Origin of the sequence: Streptomyces sp. NPDC086023 (genome assembly GCF_044540325.1) — a bacterium.
In the GTDB taxonomy this organism is placed as follows: Bacteria; Actinomycetota; Actinomycetes; order Streptomycetales; family Streptomycetaceae; genus Streptomyces.
Window position 1 is genome coordinate 272147 of the sequence record NZ_JBITRX010000008.1, and the last position, 16467, is coordinate 288613.

Sequence of the window (16467 nt, forward strand, 5' to 3'; positions counted from 1 at the left end):
CTCGTCGGTGGCGCCCCCACCGGTCCTCGCGGACCGGCGAACGGGAGCGTCATGTTGTGTCGGTTGATCCGGGGCAGGCTGCTCCGGAATCAGGCCTCGGCGGTCTCCTCGGCGGAGGCCTCGGCCGGAACCTCGGCGGACTCCGCGGCGGGCTGACCCTGGCGCTCGGCCTTGCGGGCGGCCTGCGCCTCGCGGGCCTCGGCCATCGCCTCGGTCTTCTTCTTGTGCGGACCGAGGACCATGATCATGTTGCGGCCGTCCTGCTTCGGGTTCGACTCGACGAAACCGAGGTCCTGGACGTCCTCCGCCAGGCGCTGCAGCAGTCGGTAGCCGAGCTCCGGCCGGGACTGCTCGCGACCACGGAACATGATCGTGATCTTGACCTTGTCGCCCTGCTTGAGGAACCGGACGACGTGACCCTTCTTGGTGTCATAGTCGTGCGGGTCGATCTTCGGCCGGAGCTTCATTTCCTTGATGACCGTGTGCGCCTGGTTCTTGCGCGCCTCACGGGCCTTCATGGCCGACTCGTACTTGAACTTGCCGTAGTCCATGAGCTTGCAGACCGGAGGCCTGGCGGACGCCGCGACCTCTACGAGGTCGAGGTCGTACTCCTGCGCGAGCTCGAGCGCCTTGGCGAGCGGAACAATCCCGACCTGCTCGCCGCTGGGACCGACAAGTCGCACCTCGGGAACGCGAATCCGGTCGTTGATGCGGGGCTCGGTGCTGATGGATCCTCCTCGGTTGCACCAACGGCTGCCTGGCAGACAGCCGCGTGACGTCTGTGTCGTTCGACCCAACCGCGCCGGAACACGAAAAATGCCCCGACCGGAACACAGGCGGGAGCTCCTCATACAACCGGAGCACCGCCGCATGAACCACACGGGGCGCAGACTCGGGCGGCTTTCCATCGTCCGTACGGAACGATGGATGCCACCTGACCGGTGACCCGCCGTCCCGGAGGACGGTCAGGTGGGAGTGCGGAGCCTCCACTTGTGGGCCGGTTACACACGTATCCGGCCGGTCGTCACACAAGGTTAGCAGGAGGACGGCCCGGGTGCGAACCGGGTGGCCGGAACCGGTCGGGGACGGCGGCCGGGTGTTCGCCGGACGTACCGGGTGGGCGTTCCCCGGCCGGACCGGGTGGGCGTCGTCCGCTTCCGTCCGCCCGGCTTATCGTGTGAGGCATGACTGACGCGACGCCCTCCCCCGCCCCCGAGGCCTCCGGGTCCCCCGAGGCTCCCGACTACGACACCCTGACCCGTGACATCGCGGACGTCCCCGCGGTCGAGGTGATCACGACGGTGGCGGTGCACCTGCTGAGCGCGGCCGCGGTCAACCTGGGCCTGGACAAGCCGGACTCCGAGCACAAGGACCTGGACGAGGCCCGCAAGCTGATCACCGCCCTGGCCGGGCTGGTCACCGCGAGCGCCACCGAGATCAGCTCCTTCCACGCGGCCCCGCTGCGCGACGGCCTGAAGTCGCTCCAGCTGGCGTTCCGCGAGGCCTCGATCGTGCCGGACGAGCCGGGCCAGGGCCCGGGCGAGAAGTTCACGGGCCCGGTCTACGCCTGACCGCTCCCGCAGTACGGCACCGAGAGGGGCCCGGGGTTCTCCCCGGGCCCCTCTCGCGCGTGGGGCGCGCCGGCCTGGGCGGCGGCTCCGGCGTGGGCGGCGTTCTTCTGAACGCGCGCGGCGTGCGTTCTCAGCGTGCGAAGAGCGGCTCGCCCGGCGCGGCGGCATCGGCCGGCAGCAGCGCCAGGTTCAGGCCCCGCACCAGCCGGGCCCGCAGCGTCTCGTCGGCCGCCAGCGCCTCGGCCACCCGGCGGGCCGCGTGCGGGACGGCGTCCGCGGGGGCGTCCAGGACCACGGCGAGGACGCCGTCCGCCCCGGACCCGCCGGGCAGCAGGTGGGCGCGTACCACCGCGGGCTCGGCGGCCACCACCGCGCGCACCGCCTCGGTGACGGCGGGGTCCCGGAGCGGGTCGGCGGTGGTGCGCCCCTCGGCCAGGGCCAGCAGGGCGGAGCCGGTGAGCTGGTAGGGCACGGGGCCGGCGAGGTCGATGACCAGGGTGTCGGCCTTCTCGTGGGCGGCCGCGCGCAGGGCCTGGTGCAGCGGCACCGCGACGGGCCGGGCCTTGGGGTCCCAGAGGGCCAGCGAGGCGAGGGAGGTGAAGGCGGGCAGGGCCCTGCGCTCGCCCGCGGTGAGGGTGGGCACGGCCATGTCGCTGGTCTTCTCGCGGCGCAGCCCGGTCTCGGGGTCGGTCTCCACCTCGCCGAGCACGGCCACGACGGGCACCAGCAGGCGGGCGTCCCTGAGGGCCTCCAGCAGGCGGGGTTCGGCCGTTCTGTCCTCGGCCCAGGCGGCCAGGGCCGCGCTCAGCCGGGGGTCGGCGGAGCCGTCGTCGTCGGAGAAACCGGGGTCCGGGATGTTCTTTTCGTGCGCCACAATCCCCCGACCCTATCCCCTGCTACCGGGCGCGCCGTCGGCGCCCGAGAACCAGGCCGGCCGCGAGCAGGGCCGCTCCGGCGGCCGCCGCGGCAGGGGCGACGAGCCGGCCGCGCGGCTCCGGCGGGCGGGCCGGGTCCGGTCCCGGCCCGAAGTGGGCGGCGGGGAACCGGGACGGCACCGGGACCGCGGGCTCGGGGGTGAGGTCCTCCGCGGCGGCGAGCGCGGCGGCGGGGTCGACCAGGCCGTGGCCGCGGGCGTCGTCCCGGCCGCCGGCGGGGCCGTTGCGGGCGGTGTCCGCCAGCAGCCGCTTGATCTGGGCGGGGCTGAGGTCGGGGTGGGCGGCGCGGACCAGGGCGACGGTGCCGGAGACCCAGGCGGCGGCCGCGCTGGTGCCCCAGCCCTCGTAGTAGCTGCGGTCGGGGTCGGCGATCACGATGTCGACGCCGGGGGCGCTGACGGTGGCGTACCAGCGGCGGGTGGAGAAGGGGGCCCTGGTGCCGTCGCGGTCGACGGCCGTGACGGCGATCACGCCGGGGTAGGCGGCGGGGTACGAGGCGCGGTCGCCCTGCTCGCCGCCGTTGCCCGCGGAGGCGACGACCACGACGCCCTTGGCGAGGGCGTACTGGACGGCCTCGTCCTCGGCGGCCTCGTGGTGGGCGGACTCGCTGTCGTCGCCGAGGGAGAGGTTGATGACGTCGGCGCCGTGGTCGGCGGCCCAGCGGATGCCCTGGGCGAGCGCACCGCCCTTGTCGGCCCGGGCCTTCTCCCGGCCCGGGTCGCCCTCCTCCAGGATCACGCGTACGGGCAGGATGTCGGCCTCGGGCGCGATGCCGAGTACGCCCTGCCGGCGGCCGGTGCCGTGGCCGCGGCCCGCGATGATGCCGGCCATGGCGGTGCCGTGGCGGGCCCAGGAGCGCTGGCCGCGCTGCGCGCCGAAGCCGATGAGGTCGGTGCCGGGCACCACGGCGCCGCGCAGGTCGGGGTGGCTGCCGTCGACCCCGGTGTCGAGCACGGCGACGGTGACGCCCTGCCCGCGCGTGGTCTCCCAGGCCCGCTCCGCGTGCAGCGCGTTCAGCCCCCACTCCCGGTCCCGGATCCCGTCGGCCCGGGCGGTCCCGCTCCCGGACCCGAGCGCGACCGCGAGGCCGAAGGCGAGGACGGCCCCGCGCCTCGGCAGCACCCCGCGCCGCCACGCTCCGCGCCCGTCCTGCCCGGAGCCGCTCGCGCGTCCCGCCCGTTCCCGGACCGGGGCATGCCCCGCGCCCCCCGCCTCCGGCGCGGAGTGCACGGGGCCGGGGGCAACGCGGGGGTGACCGGAGGCGGCACCGGGCGCCCCGGGAAGCGAAGCCCGCCCGACCGTCGCCGGCGCCGACGGCTCGGGAACGCCGGTCCGGACGGCCGAGGCGCAGCCGGAAGCATCGGGGCCGCCGTGCCGCGGCCCGGAGGCCGAGGCCCGAACGGCAGGGCCGGAACCGACGACGCCCGGCGCGGTACCCAGGCGGGCCGGGGCCCAGCCCAGCGAATCCGGCGTCACACCCCGCGGGGCCGGGGCCGAAGTCCCGGGGGCCAGGGCGGACCCCCAGGGAGCTGGCGCCACACGCCACGCAGTCGGGACCACAGCCCCGGGAGCCAGGACAGAGCCCCACCAGCCCTGGACAAAGGCCCAGGGTGCCGGCGTCCCGCGCCACGGAGTCGGGGCCGAAGCCCCGGGGTCGGGGGCGGAACCCCCGGGTGCCGGGGAAGAGCCCAACCGACTCTGGACGGAACCTCCGGGTGCCGGCGTCGCGCGCCGCGAGGCCGGGGCCGCGGCCCCGGAAGCCGAGACGGGGCCCAACCAGCCCTGGGCGGAACCCCCGGACCCCGGCGCCACACGCCACGGGGTCAAGGCCGAAGCCCCGGCAGCCGGGGAAGAGCCCAGCCGGCCCTGGACGGAGGCCCAGGGTGCCGGCGTCGCGCGCCGCGGAGTCGGGGCCGAAGCCCCGGGGTCCGGGGCGGGGCCCCGGGGAACGGTGGAAGGGCGGGTAGGGGACCAGCCCCGCAGGGCGCCGCCACCCGCAGCCGGGCCCGCACCCGCAGCCGTACCCCGGTTCGGAGCCGCATCAACAGCCTCGCCCGCGGCCGCTGCCGCGCCGGCGTCCAGGCCCGCAACCGCGCCTGCGTCCAGGCCCGCAACCGCGCCGGCATCCGGGCCCGCGGCCGCAGCCGGGCCCGCACCCGCGGCCGCACCCGTACCCGGGGCCCCGGCCGCAGCCACTTCGGCCGCCCGGCCCGCAGCCGGACCGGCATCCGGGCCCGCGCCGGTGCGCAGTTCCCCGGCGGGGGCCGCGCCCGCACTCGTCCTCGTACCGCTGCCCCCGCTCACCGCGCACCCCCCGTCCCCGCCAGCCGCGCAGCGTCCCGGCGGAGGGCGCGTTCCAGGCGGTCCGCGACCGCCTTCGCCTCGTGGCCGAGGCCCGCCTGGGCGACGGCGCCGGTGTCGTCCGGGGACATCGCTTCGGCGGCCGGGGCCGGCGTCGGGACCGGGCGGCCGTCGGCGAAGCCGGACACCGCGTAGACGACCACGGGCGCGTCGGTCAGCACGGACACCGTCCAGCCCGCGCGCTGCCGGTCGGCGAGCCCGTACGCGGGCGGCAGCGGCGGCCGGGTGCCGAGCCGGTTCCGCAGTGCGCCCATCGTCGCCGCGTCGGCGGGCGTGAAGACCAGGCCGACGCCGATCACGGAGCTGCGCGTGGCGTCGGTGTAGGTGGCCCGCAGCTCCCGGTCGCAGCCCGCGGGGGCCAGCACCCGGGTCCAGGTCTCGCACCGGGTGTCCGGGTCCACCGCGATCCGCGTCCAGCGCCGGTCCGCGCCGCCGGGCCCGGCGCCGTCGCCCACGAGGACGGGCGGGAAGAGGGTGTCGACGGCCGCCGACCGCCAGAGCACGGCGGCCTTGCGGTACGCGGCGTCCACCGGCGGCACGGCCTCGGCCCGGCCGAGCAGCCAGGTGCCCGCGACGGCGCCGCCGATCAGTCCGACCCCGAGCACGCCGCACACGGCCGCGGCCACGCCGCCCCGGGGCCGCCGTCCGGAACCCGGCACGCCCGGCGCGTCCGGCATCCCGATCGGAGCAGGCCCGCCCGGCATCCTCGGCACGCCCGGCCGCTCCGGCAGGTCCGCCAGGTCCGGTTCGACGGCCATACGGCTTCGCACACCCCCCGCTCGACGGCGCGCCGCCCGCGCGCACTGGCCGTACTCTACGGGCTCGATCATTCCCCTACCCCCGGGTAATCCGGTCTGGCAAGCTGCGCCCATGACGACTCCGGTGACCTCACCCGCCGCTGACCGGGCCCGCTACGACCGGGCCACCGCGCACCTGGACGCGCCGCTCGCGATCGTCGATCTGGCGGCCTTCGACGCCAACGCGGACGACCTGGTGCGCCGGGCCGGCGGCAAGCCGGTGCGGGTGGCGTCGAAGTCGGTGCGCTGCCGGGCGCTGCTGGAGCGGGTGCTGGCCCGCGACGGGTTCGCCGGGATCATGTCGTACACGCTGGCGGAGTCGCTGTGGCTGGCGCGTTCGGGGTTCGAGGACGTGCTGCTGGCGTACCCGTCGGCGGACCGGGCCGGCTTCGCGGAGCTGGCGGGCGACGCGAAGCTGGCCGCGGCGGTCACGGTGATGGTCGACGACCCGGCGCAGCTGGACCTGGTCGACGCGGCCCGGGCGGGCGGGCGCGAGGAGATCCGGGTGTGCCTGGAGCTCGACACCGCGCTTCACCTGTTCGGGGGGCGCGTACGCGTCGGTGCGCGCCGCTCGCCGCTGCGCGAGCCGGCCCAGCTCGCCGGTCTGGCCCGGCAGATCGCCCGCCGCCCCGGCTTCCGGCTGGTCGGCCTGATGGCGTACGAGGGGCACGTCGCCGGTGTCGGGGACGCGGTGGCGGGCCGTCCGCTGCGCTCCCGCGCGATCCGGCTGATGCAGGCCGCGGCGCGCCGGGAGCTGGCGGCGCGGCGGGCCGAGACGGTGCGGGCGGTCCGGGCGGTGGCGCCGGACCTGGAGTTCGTCAACGGCGGCGGGACGGGCAGCGTGCAGACCACGGCGGCCGAGGACGCGGTGACGGAGATCGCGGCCGGTTCCGGGCTGTACGTGCCGCGGCTGTTCGACAACTACACCTCGTTCTCGGGCCGCCCGGCCGCGCTGTTCGCGCAGCCCGTGGTGCGCCGGCCCGGGGTGGGCGTGGTGACGGTGCTCGGCGGCGGCTACCCGGCCTCGGGCGCGGCGGGCGCGGACCGGCTGCCGGTGCCGTACCTGCCGGAGGGCCTGCGGTACGACCCCCAGGAGGGGGCGGGCGAGGTGCAGACCCCGCTGCTGGGGGCGCCGGCGGACGACCTGCTGATCGGGGACCGGGTGTGGTTCCGGCACGCCAAGGCGGGTGAGCTGTGCGAGCGGTTCGATGCGCTGCACCTGGTCGAGGGCGACCGGGTGACGGCCACGGTGCCGACGTACCGGGGCGAGGGGAAGACCTTCCTGTAGGCCCGCCGCCGGGGCGTCCCCCGCGAGCCCCGTTGCCGGTTCGGCAACGGGGTTTGCCGTTTCCGGCGCCGCGGCGGAGGGTGGCCGCGAGGAGGTGGTCACGGTGGCCGAGCAGGTGGAGGACGCGTACGACGTGGTGGTCGTCGGCGGTGGCGCAGCGGGGCTGAGCGGCGCGCTGACGCTGGCCAGGGCCAGGCGGTCGGTGCTGGTGGTGGACGCGGGCGCGCCGCGCAACGCCCCGGCCGACGCCGTGCACGGCCTGCTGGGCCGCGAGGGGACTGCCCCGGCGGTGCTGACCGCGCGCGGGCGGGAGGAGGTGCGCGGGTACGGCGGCCTGGTCGTCACCGGCGAGGTCACCGGCGTCACCCGCCGGGGCGCGCCGGACGGCACCGCCTTCGGGGTGGCGCTGGCGGACGGCCGGGGGGTGGGGGCGCGGCGGCTGCTGGTGGCCTCCGGGCTGGTGGACGTGCTGCCCGAGGTCCCGGGGCTGCGGGAGCGCTGGGGCCGGGACGTGGTGCACTGCCCGTACTGCCACGGGTGGGAGGTGCGGGACCGGGCGGTCGGCGTGCTGGGTTCCGGGCCGATGGCGGTGCACCAGGCGCTGCTGTTCCGGCAGTGGAGTGCGGACGTGACCCTCTTCCGGCACACGGCGCCGGAGCCGACGGCCGAGGAGGCGGAGCAGCTGGCCGCTCGTGACGTCGTGGTGGTGGAGGGCGCGGTGACGGCCGTGGAGACGGAGGCGGACCGGCTGGTGGGGGTGGCACTGGCCGACGGGACGCGGGTCGCGCGCGAGGTGCTGGCGGTCCAGCCGCGGGCGGTGCTGCGCGCCGGGTTCCTGGCCGGGCTCGGGCTGCGGCCCGCGCAGCATCCGAGCGGGGCGGGCGAGTACCTGCCGGTCGACGCGGCCGGGCGTACCGACGTACCCGGGGTGTGGGCGGCGGGCAACGTCACCGACCCGTCGGCCCAGGTGGGCGCGGCCGCCGCGGCGGGTGCCTGGGCGGCCGCGCAGATCAACGGCGACCTGGTGGCGGACGACACGCGCCGGGCTGTGGCCGCCCGGCGCGCGCTCCGCGGGATCTGAGTCCGGGCCCCCGCGGATCGGCCGAGGGGCGCGGCCCGCCGTGGGGGGCCCTAGAAGACGGTGTCCTGCTGGTCCGGGACGACGCTGCCGTCGCCGCGCAGGACGGCGCCCGGGGTGCCGTCGGGGCCGGTGTAGCCGGTGGTGGCGCACGGGTAGGGGCCGGTCTTCTGCTTCTTCGGCTCGATGAACATCGGGTTGACCAGCCACCTGCCGTCGCTGTTGTCGTAGGCGCGGCACATCAGTTCGTTCTTGTTCCGGTTGACGACCAGCCGGAGGGCCGTGGCGTCCCGGAGGAACGTCACGTCGGTGTCGGAGTCGCCCGCGGCGAAGACCTGGCGCCGCGCCGCCGGCAGGACCCTCTCGGCGGCGGCGCCCCGCACGCCGTAGACGACCTTGTTGATCCAGCACCGCTTGCCGTCGATGTACGTGATCATCGTGTCGGCCCCGTCGGCGACGCTCCCGCAGCCCTGGAGGCGCGGGGTGAGTACACCGTGACGTGTGACATTGCGGATGCCGATCACCCGGTCCGGTGCGATGCCCGCTTCCCCGGCCCAGGCCTCGACCACGGGCTGCGGGGAGGCAGAGCTGATCCACACGTCGAACCCGGCCCGCCGGAGGGTGCCGATCAGGTCCTTCTGCTGGTCGTAGTAGCGGACCCAGCCGGTGGCGGTGGTGCTGCCCACCTGCTGCCTGGCGCCGATGGGCGCGGCCAGGTTCTCGGTGCGGGCCGCCGCGGCGAAGGAACGTATCTGCGCGGGGGTCCAGCCCTGCGTGAGCTGGGCGAGCCAGGCGTACCCGGGCTCGGTGGTCCGCCGGTTCCAGCCGGCGAAGGCCGGCTCGGCCGTGGTGGTGGCGGCGGTGCCGTAGACGGCGTTCAGCTCGTCGGCGCAGCGGGTGCCGCCCGGGGTGCCGGTGGGCAGCGGCCGGCCCGGCTCGGCGAGGGGGTCGCAGGCCGCCGAGAGGGCGCGGGCGGCGGCCGGGGTGAGGTGGCGGCTGGTGGTGCTCCAGTCCCGCCCGGCGGGCTGGCGCACCTTGCCGTTGCGCAGCAGCCAGAAGAAGGTCGCGTCGCCGACGTCGTTCTTGACGACGGTGTTGTCCCAGTCGAAGACGGCCACGGGCCGCGTCCGGCCCGGTCGGTAGGGGGCGCACGTGCCGTAGGTGTCGATGAGTTCCTGGAGGCGGGCCCGGTTCTGCCCGTACCAGCCCTCGGTGACGGTCAGCCGGGGGCAGTGCGCCCCGCCCTGCGGGGCCGGCGGGCCGGCCTGGGCGGGGGTGGCGGCGGCGAGGCCGCCCGCGGCGAGCGCGACGGCGGCCGCCGCGGCCGGGAGGCGACGGCCGCCGGCTCTGGTCACTCGGGTCACTCGGGTCACTCGGGTCACTCCTGTCGTACGAGGGTCGTCGCGGACGGTGGAGCAGGACAGCCGGGCGTCGTGCGACGCCCGGCTGCCGGTGTGGGGGAGAGAAGGGGAGACGGTCTTCCGGCGGTCCTACAGCGGCGTGACGTACGCGCCGGAGATGCCGCCGTCGACGAGGAAGTCGGTGGCGTTGATGAAGGAGGAGTCGTCGCTGGCCAGGAAGGCCACGGCGGCGGCGATCTCGTCGGCCTCGGCGAACCGGCCGACCGGGATGTGCACCAGGCGGCGCGCGGCGCGCTCCGGGTCCTTGGCGAACAGCTCCTGGAGCAGCGGGGTGTTGACGGGGCCCGGGCACAGGGCGTTGACGCGGATGCCCTCGCGGGCGAACTGGACGCCCAGCTCGCGGGACATCGCCAGCACGCCGCCCTTGGAGGCGGTGTACGAGATCTGGGAGGTGGCCGCACCCATGATCGCGACGAAGGAGGCGGTGTTGATGATGGAGCCCCGGCCCTGGCGCTGCATGTAGGGGAGGGCGGCCTTGCAGCACAGGTACACGGAGGTGAGGTTGACGTCCTGGACGCGCTTCCAGGCCTCCAGGCCGGTGGTGAGGATGGAGTCGTCGTCGGGCGGGGAGATGCCCGCGTTGTTGAAGGCGATGTCGACGGAGCCGTAGGTGTCGAAGGCGACCTTGAAGAGGTTCTCGACCTCCTCGGGGTCGGTGACGTTGACCTTCACGAAGGTGCCGCCCACGGCCTCGGCCGCGGCCTTGCCGGCGGTCTCGTCGATGTCGCCGCAGACGACGTTGGCGCCCTCGGAGGCCAGGCGGCGCGCGGTGGCCAGGCCGATGCCGCTGCCGGCGCCGGTGATGACCGCGGTACGGCCGACCAGGCGGCGGCAGACGACCTCGGACGTTGCTTCGGTGCTCATGGGGTTCAGGCCTCCGTGCTGATGAAGACGTTCTTGGTTTCGGTGAAGGCGGTGAGGGCGTCGGGGCCCAGCTCCCGGCCCAGTCCGGACTGCTTGTAGCCGCCGAAGGGGGTCCAGTAGCGGACGCTGCTGTGGGAGTTGACGGAGAGGTTGCCGGCGGCGACGGCGCGGGAGAGCCGCAGCGCGCGGCCCACGTCCCGGGTCCAGATGGACCCGGAGAGGCCGTACTCGGTGGCGTTGGCCAGCCGCACCGCGTCGTCCTCGTCCTCGAAGGGCAGTACGACCGCGACCGGGCCGAAGACCTCTTCGGTGGCGACCGGGGCGGTGGGGTCGACCCCGGTGACGACGGTGGGCGGGAACCAGAAGCCCGGTCCCTCGGGGGCACTGCCGCGGACCATTGCAAGGTCATCTGTGACATACGACCGTACGCGGTCCAGCTGCGCCCGCGAGATCAGCGGCCCCACCTGCGTCCGCTCGTCCATCGGATCCCCGACCAGGACCTCCTTGACCGCGGGCTCCAGCAGTTCCATGAACCGGTCGTGGACCGAGCGCTGGACCAGGATCCGGGTACGGGCGCAGCAGTCCTGGCCGGTGTTGTCGAGGAAGGCCATCGGCGCCGCGGCGGCGGCCGCCTCGACGTCGGCGTCCGCGAAGACGATGTTCGGGCTCTTGCCGCCGAGTTCGAGCGTGACCCGCTTCACCCGGTCCGCGCAGGCCGCCATGATCTGCTTGCCGACCCGGGTCGAGCCGGTGAAGACGATCTTCGCCACCCCCGGGTGCTCGACGAGGGCGTGCCCGGCGACCGGCCCGGCACCCGGCAGCACCTGGAACAGGTGCTCGGGCAGTCCGGCCTCCAGCGCCAGCTCCGCCAGCCGCAGCGCGGTGAGCGGGGTGGTCTCGGCCGGCTTGAGCACCACGGCGTTGCCCGCGGCGAGGGCGGGCGCGGCGCCCCAGGCGGCGATCGGCATGGGGAAGTTCCAGGGGGCGATCACGCCGACCACACCGAGCGGTTCGAGGATGGTCACGTCCAGCCCGCCCGGTACCGGGATCTGCCGGCCGGAGAGCCGCTCCACTCCCCCGGCGGCGAAGTCGAGCAGGTCGCGCACGTTGCCCGCCTCCCAGCGGGCGTTGCCGATGGTGTGGCCGGCCTCGCGGACCTCCAGCAGGGCGAGTTCCTCGCGGTGGTCGTCGACCACGGAGGCGAACCGGCGCAGCAGGCGGGCCCGGTCGGCCGGCGCGGCGGCGGCCCAGCCGCGCTGGGCGGCGGCGGCCCGTACGACGGCCGCGTCGACGTCGGCGGCCGTGGCGGCCGGGACGGTGGCGACGACCTCCTCGGTCGCCGGGTTCAAGACCTCGTGCACGGTCTCGGACAAGGGGTGCCTCACAGACGTTCGAAGGAGCGGCGCAGTTCCCAGTCGGTGACCGCGGAGTCGAAGGCGTCGAGCTCGACGCGCGCCATGTTGCGGTAGTGGGCCACGACCTCGGGCCCGAAGGCCGCCTTGGCGACGGCGCTGTTCTCCCAGAGCTCGGCGGCCTCGCGCAGGGTGCCGGGCACGTGCTCGAAGTCGGCGGTGTACGCGTTGCCCGGGCAGGGCTCGGGCAGTTCGAGCCGGTTCTCCACGCCGTACAGACCGGCGGCGACCATCGCCGCGACGGCCAGGTACGGGTTGACGTCCCCGCCGGGCACCCGGTTCTCGAAGCGCGTGGAGCGGCCGTGGCCGACCACCCGCAGGGCGCAGGTGCGGTTGTCCCGGCCCCAGGCGACGGCGGTCGGCGCGAAGGAGCCGGGCCGGAAGCGCTTGTACGAGTTGATGTTGGGCGCGTACAGGAGGGAGAACTCCCGCAGCGCGGCCAGCTGTCCGGCGAGGAAGTGCCGCATCAGCTCCGACGTCCCGCCGGGGCCCTCCCCGGCCATGGCGTTGCGGCCGTCGGCGTCGGCGAGCGAGAGGTGGATGTGGCAGGAGTTGCCCTCGCGCTCGTTGAACTTCGCCATGAAGGTGAGCGACATGCCCTCCTGGGCGGCGATCTCCTTGGCGCCCGTCTTGTAGACGGAGTGCTGGTCGCAGGTGACGAGGGCCTCGTCGTAGCGGAAGGCGATCTCGTGCTGGCCGAGGTTGCACTCGCCCTTGGCCGACTCCACGACCAGCCCCGCGCCCGCCATCTCGTTGCGGATGCGGCGCAGCAGGGGCTCGATGCGGCCGGTGCCGAGGACCGAGTAGTCGATGTTGTACTGGTTGGCGGGCGTCAGGTCGCGGTAGCCGGCGTCCCAGGCCTGCTCGTAGCTGTCCTTGAAGACGATGAACTCCAGCTCCGTGCCGACCTGCGCGGTGAGGCCGAGTTCGGCCAGCCGCTCCAGCTGGCGGCGCAGGATCTGGCGCGGGGCGGCCACGACGGGTGAGCCGTCCTCCCAGGCCAGGTCGGCCATGACCATGGCGGTGCCGGCGTTCCAGGGCAGGCGGCGGAGGGTGGCGAGGTCGGGGTGCATGGCGAAGTCGCCGTAGCCACGGTCCCAGGACGACATCTCGTAGCCGTCGACCGTGTTCATGTCGGTGTCGACGGCCAGCAGGTAGTTGCAGCCCTCGGTGCCGTGTGCGAGGACCTCGTCGAGGAAGAACGGTGCGGCGAACCGCTTGCCCTGGAGCCGTCCCTGCATGTCGGGGAAGGCCAGGACGACCGTGTCGATCTCGCCGCTCGCGACGAGGGCGCGGAGCTCCTCCGTCGTCAGCGGCGGTGTGCGGTCTACCACGGGATTCTCTCCTTCGGTGAGCCGAGAGCGCCTAAGGTATGCGGGAAGACCATTGCTTGGGAAGGGGCGATTTCCAGATGACACCGGAAAGCGGTAACGACGACCTGCTCGGCCCGGTGCTGCGCCAGGTGCGGGCCGGGAACGGCTTCGAGGAGGCGCTCCAGCAGATCCTCAGGATCGTCCGCCTCGGACTGGTCGCCGGCGGCGAACGCCTGCCCCCGGAGCGCGAGTTGGCCGACCGGATGGGGATCAGCCGGGTGACCCTGCGCGAGGTGCTGAAGGTGCTCCAGGACCAGGGCCTGGTGGAGAGCAGGCGCGGCCGGTACGGGGGTACGTTCGTGCTCCCGCGCCCCGACACCCCGGCCGGCGGCGCCGAGGAGGAGCTGCGCCGCCGGGTCGCGGGCGTCGACATCGAGGACGTCCTGCGGTTCCGCGAGGTGCTGGAGACCGGGGCGGCCGGGCTGTGCGCGGCCCAGGGCCTGACCACCGAGGGCGCCCGGCGGCTGCGGGAGGCCCTCGCCGCCACCCAGGACGCGCCCCTGAGCGAGTACCGGCGGCTGGACACCCTGCTGCACTTGACGCTGGCCGAGCTCTCCGGCTCGGCGACGCTCACCGCCCAGTACGCGGCGGTCCGGGCCACGGTCAACGACCTGCTGGACTGCATCCCGCTGCTGGTGCGGAACCTGGAGCACTCCCAGCGCCAGCACGCGGCCCTGGTCGACGCGATCCTGGAACGGGACGCCGAGGCCGCCCGGGAACTGATGCGTGAGCACTGCTGCGGCACGGCGGCCCTGCTGCGCGGGTTCCTGGCGTAGGGGGCGGGGCGGGAGGGGCGGGAAAGGCGGAAGGGCGGCGGTGCAGGGCGCGGCCGCCGGCCGCTCGTCACACCCCTTTTACTCCAGGGGCTTGCGCTCACCACCCCTCTAGGGCAAAGGTATCGCCTCGAACCATTGCTTGCCGCCCCCGTCCCCCCTCGATGCAGGAGCGCACATGGCCGACGACACCGAGGCGCGCACCGCCGCCGTCCCCCCGCCCACCGCCTCCCCCGAGGCCGCCGCCCCGGACGGCGACGCCGCCTACCTGGAGCGGCGCACCCTGCGCCGCGGCAGCGCCGGCTGGCTGCTGCTGACCGGCCTCGGCGTCGCGTACGTCGTCTCCGGCGACTTCTCCGGCTGGAACACCGGCCTGGCGCACGGCGGCTTCGGCGGACTCGCCCTGGCCACCCTCCTCATGGGCGCCATGTACGCATGCCTGGTCTTCTCCCTCGCGGAGCTGTCCGCCATCCTCCCCACGGCGGGCGGCGGCTACGGCTTCGCCCGCCGGGCGCTCGGCACCTGGGGCGGCTTCCTCACCGGCACCGCGATCCTCATCGAGTACATCCTGGCCCCGGCGGCCATCGCCATCTTCATCGGCGACTACGTCGAGTCCCTGAACCTCTTCGGCCTGACCTCGGGCTGGCCGGTCTACCTGGCCTGCTTCGCCGTCTTCATCGGCATCCACCTCTGGGGCGTCGGCGAGGCCCTCCGCTTCAGCCTGGTGGTCACCGCCATCGCCGTGGCCGCGCTGCTCGTCTTCGCAGTCGGCGCGTTCACCGAGTTCGACGCGGGCCGCCTCGACGACATCGCCGTCGACACCTCCGCGCTCGGCGCGAACTCCTGGCTGCCCTTCGGACTGCTGGGCATCTGGGCGGCGTTCCCCTTCGGCATGTGGTTCTTCCTCGGGGTCGAGGGCGTGCCGCTCGCCGCCGAGGAGGCCAAGGACCCGGTCCGCTCCATGCCCCGCGCGCTCGCCATCTCCATGGGCATCCTCGCGCTGCTCGCCCTGATCACCTTCCTCGCCTCGACCGGCGCGCGCGGCGCCGACGCCGTCAAGGACGCCGGCAACCCGCTCGTCGTCGCGCTGGAGGGGACACCGGGCCTGTCCTGGCTGAAGACCTTCGTCAACTACGCGGGTCTGGCGGGCCTGGTCGCCTCCTTCTTCTCCCTCATCTACGCGGGCTCGCGCCAGCTCTTCGCCCTCTCCCGGGCCGGCTACCTGCCGCGGTTCCTCTCCCTCACCAGCAAGCGCAAGGCCCCGTACCTGGGCCTGCTGATCCCCGGTGCCCTCGGCTTCGCGCTCGCCGCCGGCACCGGCGACGGCCCCCGGATGCTGAACATCGCCGTCTTCGGCGCCACGATCAGCTACGCGCTGATGGCCCTCTCCCACATCGTGCTGCGCCGCCGCGAGCCCGGCCTGGCCCGGCCCTACCGCACCCCGGGCGGGGTGGCGACCTCCACGGCCGCCTTCGTCCTCGCCCTGTCGGCCCTGGTCGCCACCTTCCTGGTGGACAAGGACGCCGCGTTCATCGCCCTCGCCGTGTACGCCGTCGCCCTCGCCTACTTCGCGTTCTACAGTCGGCACCGGCTGGTGGCCTCCGCGCCGGAGGAGGAGTTCGCGGCGCTCGCGGCGGCCGAGGCCGAGCTCGACCGCGACTGACCCTCGTACGCCCGTACGCCCCGCAGGTTCTACGGAAGGCCCCACCGTGCCCAAGCCGCTCATCGGCATCACCACCTACCTGGAGAAGTCCGCCCGTTACGGCCCGTGGGACGTCCCCGCGGCGCTGGCGCCCTCGGGATACCACGAGTACGTGCAGGCGTGCGGCGGCACGGCGATCCTGCTGCCGCCCGACGACCCGGAGACGGCGGAGGAGCTGCTGCCCCGGCTGGACGGCCTGGTCATCGCGGGCGGCCCGGACGTGGACCCGGCGCGGTACGGGGCGGTGCGCGACGAGCGTACGGGCGCCCCGGCGCCGGAGCGCGACGCGTGGGAACTGGCCCTGATCCGGGCGGCCCTGACGGAGGGCCGGATCCCGCTGCTGGGCATCTGCCGGGGCATGCAGGCCCTGAACGTCGCCCTGGGCGGCACCCTCGTCCAGCACATCGAGGGGCACGTGAAGGCACCGGGCGTGATGTCCGAGCACCGGGTGCTGCCGGTGGCCGGGACGCGGTACGGGGAGATCGCGCCGGAGCCGACGGACGTGCCGACGTACCACCACCAGGCGGTGGACCGCCTGGGCCGGGACCTGATCGTCTCGGCCCGGGCCCTGGACGGCACGGTGGAGGCCGTCGAACTCCCGGGCCCGCAGTGGGTCCTGGGCGTGCAGTGGCACCCGGAGCGGGGCCGTGACGTACGCGTCATGCGCTCCCTCCTCGCGGCCACGGCCCTCACGGCGGCGCCGGTCGCGTAACCCGCCCGCGGCGCGGGCCCCGCTCGCCCCCGGGCCCCTCGCCCGGCCGGCTCCGGACCCCCACCCGGTCCCGTGCCGGTCCCGGCCCCCCGTGGTGGGCGGTGTCCCTGGGGCAGTCCCCAGCCCCAGGGCCACCGCACGCCGCTGCGCGGAGCCGTGCCCCACCCCGCCCCTTTCCCG

14 protein-coding genes are annotated in these 16467 nt (G+C 75.2%); 6 read left to right on the forward strand and 8 right to left on the reverse strand.

The features are described 5' to 3' along the window. Positions 1-89: 89 nt before the first annotated feature. Positions 90-764: a translation initiation factor IF-3 gene (gene infC / locus ACIF6F_RS18485; RefSeq protein ID WP_399947852.1), complete on the reverse strand. Its 675-nt coding sequence runs from the start codon at positions 762-764 to the stop codon at positions 90-92. Between the two features lie 420 nt (positions 765-1184). Between infC and ACIF6F_RS18490 the strand changes: the two genes are divergently transcribed. Further along, positions 1185-1571, forward strand: a complete 387-nt coding sequence (locus tag ACIF6F_RS18490) for a DUF1844 domain-containing protein (protein ID WP_399947718.1) — start codon at positions 1185-1187, stop codon at positions 1569-1571. A gap of 130 nt (positions 1572-1701) precedes the next feature. Here the strand turns inward: ACIF6F_RS18490 and ACIF6F_RS18495 are convergent, their stop codons facing one another. The 3 genes from ACIF6F_RS18495 to ACIF6F_RS18505 form a co-directional block, all read right to left on the reverse strand. Further along, a complete protein-coding gene (locus tag ACIF6F_RS18495) occupies positions 1702-2445 on the reverse strand; it encodes an SseB family protein (protein ID WP_399947720.1) in 744 nt (247 codons plus the stop codon). A gap of 22 nt (positions 2446-2467) precedes the next feature. Next, on the reverse strand, positions 2468-3628 hold the full coding sequence (mycP, locus tag ACIF6F_RS18500) for a type VII secretion-associated serine protease mycosin (RefSeq protein ID WP_399947722.1): 1161 nt from the start codon (positions 3626-3628) through the stop codon (positions 2468-2470). A gap of 1178 nt (positions 3629-4806) precedes the next feature. Continuing rightward, a complete protein-coding gene (locus ACIF6F_RS18505; RefSeq protein ID WP_399947723.1) occupies positions 4807-5625 on the reverse strand; it encodes a hypothetical protein in 819 nt (272 codons plus the stop codon). Between the two features lie 124 nt (positions 5626-5749). Between ACIF6F_RS18505 and ACIF6F_RS18510 the strand changes: the two genes are divergently transcribed. Both ACIF6F_RS18510 and ACIF6F_RS18515 read left to right on the forward strand, forming a co-directional pair. Further along, entirely contained in the window at positions 5750-6952 is a 1203-nt protein-coding gene (locus tag ACIF6F_RS18510) for an amino acid deaminase/aldolase (protein ID WP_399947854.1), read from the forward strand. A 103-nt stretch (positions 6953-7055) separates the two neighbouring features. Beyond that, on the forward strand, positions 7056-8033 hold the full coding sequence (locus ACIF6F_RS18515; RefSeq protein WP_399947725.1) for an NAD(P)/FAD-dependent oxidoreductase: 978 nt from the start codon (positions 7056-7058) through the stop codon (positions 8031-8033). A 50-nt stretch (positions 8034-8083) separates the two neighbouring features. On the opposite strand, the gene ACIF6F_RS18520 is transcribed toward ACIF6F_RS18515, so the two are convergent. The 4 genes from ACIF6F_RS18520 to ACIF6F_RS18535 all read right to left on the reverse strand — a co-directional run bounded on the left by ACIF6F_RS18520 (position 8084) and on the right by ACIF6F_RS18535 (position 13061). Continuing rightward, positions 8084-9403, reverse strand: coding sequence for a haloacid dehalogenase-like hydrolase (locus ACIF6F_RS18520; RefSeq protein WP_399947727.1), 1320 nt, complete (start codon positions 9401-9403; stop codon positions 8084-8086). Positions 9404-9520: 117 nt separating this feature from the next. Beyond that, complete coding sequence (locus tag ACIF6F_RS18525) at positions 9521-10315, reverse strand: 3-oxoacyl-ACP reductase (RefSeq protein ID WP_399947729.1); 795 nt, start codon at positions 10313-10315, stop codon at positions 9521-9523. Between the two features lie 5 nt (positions 10316-10320). Continuing rightward, positions 10321-11676, reverse strand: a complete 1356-nt coding sequence (locus ACIF6F_RS18530) for an aldehyde dehydrogenase family protein (RefSeq protein ID WP_399947856.1) — start codon at positions 11674-11676, stop codon at positions 10321-10323. Between the two features lie 20 nt (positions 11677-11696). Next, on the reverse strand, positions 11697-13061 hold the full coding sequence (locus ACIF6F_RS18535; protein WP_399947731.1) for a glutamine synthetase family protein: 1365 nt from the start codon (positions 13059-13061) through the stop codon (positions 11697-11699). Between the two features lie 77 nt (positions 13062-13138). On the opposite strand from ACIF6F_RS18535, the gene ACIF6F_RS18540 reads away from it, so the two are divergent. From ACIF6F_RS18540 to ACIF6F_RS18550, 3 genes are all read left to right on the forward strand, one after another. Then, the gene (locus ACIF6F_RS18540) at positions 13139-13876 is read left to right on the forward strand and encodes a FadR/GntR family transcriptional regulator (RefSeq protein ID WP_399947733.1); all 738 of its coding nucleotides are present in this window, start codon (positions 13139-13141) and stop codon (positions 13874-13876) included. 175 nt (positions 13877-14051) lie between these two features. Next, a complete protein-coding gene (eat, locus tag ACIF6F_RS18545; protein ID WP_399947735.1) occupies positions 14052-15536 on the forward strand; it encodes an ethanolamine permease in 1485 nt (494 codons plus the stop codon). A gap of 46 nt (positions 15537-15582) precedes the next feature. After that, positions 15583-16287 carry a gamma-glutamyl-gamma-aminobutyrate hydrolase family protein gene (locus ACIF6F_RS18550; protein ID WP_399947737.1) on the forward strand — a complete coding sequence of 235 codons (705 nt, stop codon included), beginning with the start codon at positions 15583-15585 and terminating at the stop codon, positions 16285-16287. The last annotated feature ends 180 nt before the right edge of the window (positions 16288-16467 follow it).